This window comes from Moorena sp. SIO4E2 (genome assembly GCF_010671945.1).
In the GTDB taxonomy this organism is placed as follows: domain Bacteria; phylum Cyanobacteriota; class Cyanobacteriia; order Cyanobacteriales; family Coleofasciculaceae; genus Moorena; species Moorena producens.
This window is the reverse complement of sequence record NZ_JAAHIE010000867.1, coordinates 1-2,415: the sequence shown is the minus strand read 5'-3', so window position 1 is coordinate 2,415 and position 2,415 is coordinate 1. Positions and strand designations below refer to the sequence as shown.

Here is a 2,415-nt window from a genome sequence, read left to right as displayed (position 1 = left end):
CTTCAATCAAGAATTGGCTTAAGAAGCAAACTCAAGAAACTTTTCGCCTCCTAAAGTCATCTCTTGCTTCGCTAGATTACATAACTAGTTTTATGGTTGGCTATTGCAAGTTGACTCTATGCTAAACCTGACCGAGCGTCAACAGACATCGTCTCAAAATTTATGCAACTCAAAGTCCTTTTTGTGTCAATTGCACCACCTGAAAATCATTGTGGTGTAAGGGTTGTTATGTATCGCCATCTAGTTGAGCGAGAGCCTTTTGAGGTTTTAGTTGCAACTAATGGGGAATATGCATTAGAACCGCAGCCTCACATCTTCCTACAGTTACCTTATTGGTTACACCGTTTACGCAAAACCAGGCTTGGTCCTTACTTTAGTCGATGGATTACTGATTTTGAAAATCTCATTTGGCCCTTACTTCCGAATCGCTGTTTAGATAAAGCGATCTCTCAATTTCAACCCAATGTCATCCTGTTCCTAGCAGATAACTCTTTGGGGTTAATAGCTCGACGTGCAGCTGAGAAGCATGGTTTACCGCTAGTGGGTTTGTTCCTGGATTGGTTTCCTATCATGGATGGTTACTATGGCAATGCTCGATCCCGTAATCTCCTCAGCGAGCGCTTCAGATCGCTTTATGCTGCCTGCGATCTGGCATTCTGTACTAGTGACGGAATGCAGGAGATTTTAGGGTCACATCCCAATTGCCATGTGATTTACCCTATGCCAGGGCAGCACACAATTCCAGCTCAGAGCTATCCACCTTCAACTGGAAAGTTTCGGTTAGTCTATGTCGGCTCTGTAGAAAAATTCTATGGCAGAATGATCTGTTCACTGATTGAGGAGTTTGAGGGGTCAGCTGAACTAGAGCTAATTATCGTAGGACCGAATGCAGATTGGGACCAAAAAATCCTTGATCACGCCAAGGAGAAAGGGATTTATCTGGGTTTCAAGACACCCCCCGAAGCCGCAGAAGTCTTGGCTGGAGCAGATGCACTTCTTGTTGTTATGAGCTTTGAGGAGAAGTACGAGTTGTTCATGCGCACCAGTTTCACGACAAAGTTCTTAGATTACGTTGCCTTCAGCAAACCGATCATCCTGTGGGGACCTGAGTACTGTACGCCTGTCCGAGTTGCCCGTGAGCAAGGCGGTGCAATTGTGGTGGCACAACCTGACGCAAAGGGAGTGGTGAATGCCTGTCTTAGACTGGCTTCCGATACTCAACTGCAGAGTAAGATGATCGAGCAGGCCAAGAACCTGCATCAGAACCTGTTTAATCCCAATCGCCTGCAAACAATTTTTGTCACTGAAATTGAGAAACTCGTTGCACCTATTCCCCCAAAGGATCTTGCTATGCTGGCCAAAAGAAAGGCAGATTGACCTTTTCTACGGCAATCCTGACGAATTTATTCGTCAGTGCTTATCCAAAGTCCATCTATAACCCCATTGCCATGGGCATTCGCTTATGAAATCTGCTTGCCTTGCTATCCTGAACTACAACGGAATTCATCACCTGGAACACCTGTTGCCCACCGTTGAAGAAGCGATCATCAACTATTCTGGTCTGTGTCGAGCGATTGTTTTGGATAACTGTAGTACAAAAGGAGATGTGGAATGGGTGCGATCGCACTTTCCCTCAATTGAGACAATCTCAGCCCCTACCAATGACTACTTGTTTTCGTACAACTGGTTGTTACCTCAATTAGAAGAAGAAATAGTCGTTTTACTCAACAACGATCTGCGACTATCCCCGAATTTTCTGTCCCCGCTCGTGCAACACTTCGAACACGATGACGTTTTTGCGGTTTCAGCGACATCATTGGATTGGGAGGGAAAAGTTTACACGTGTGGCCCCTCACGATTAACCCATCGACACGGCTGGTATCAATGGAATTATGATCCTCAGCGACAGGAACAATGCCATACCTTTTTTGCCTCAGGGGGGTTTTCAGCAGTTGATCGCTGGAAGTTTTTAGAGCTGGGTGGTTTCAATAAGTTATTTCACCCTGCCTACTGCGAAGATCTCGATCTCTGCTTTCGCGCTTGGAGAAAAGGATGGCGATCAATCTTTGAACCAGACAGTGTAGTATTCCACCGTGAACACGGCTCCTGGGATGCACAAACGCTTTACAGCCCTGCCCCCCTAGCTTTTCGCGGTCAACTGCTCTTCACTTGGTTTAGTCTACCACCAGCAGCTAGCCTCCCAGAACGCTATGCCATGTATGTCTGGGTATTACTGTTGAATCTGCGTGGTAGACAAGCATGGTGTCTCAACGTTTGGATAGGAGTGTTATTAACTTACTGTACTTTATTCAATCAATATTCCTGGATGAAAGCTACACCAGTGGAATTAAAACGTATTGAGCAGTACTTGTGTGAACCTATTCCAATAGCTATGAAGGCTTAATCCATTAACTA

Annotated in this window: 2 protein-coding genes; both read left to right on the top strand. The window is 45.4% G+C overall.

What is annotated here, in order from left to right; all coding sequences use genetic code 11:
* Positions 1 to 162: 162 nt before the first annotated feature.
* On the top strand, positions 163 to 1,377 hold the full coding sequence (locus F6K37_RS38340) for a glycosyltransferase (RefSeq protein WP_287256335.1): 1,215 nt from the start codon (positions 163 to 165) through the stop codon (positions 1,375 to 1,377).
* An 85-nt stretch (positions 1,378 to 1,462) separates the two neighbouring features.
* Positions 1,463 to 2,404 carry a glycosyltransferase gene (locus F6K37_RS38335; RefSeq protein WP_287256332.1) on the top strand — a complete coding sequence of 314 codons (942 nt, stop codon included), beginning with the start codon at positions 1,463 to 1,465 and terminating at the stop codon, positions 2,402 to 2,404.
* The last annotated feature ends 11 nt before the right edge of the window (positions 2,405 to 2,415 follow it).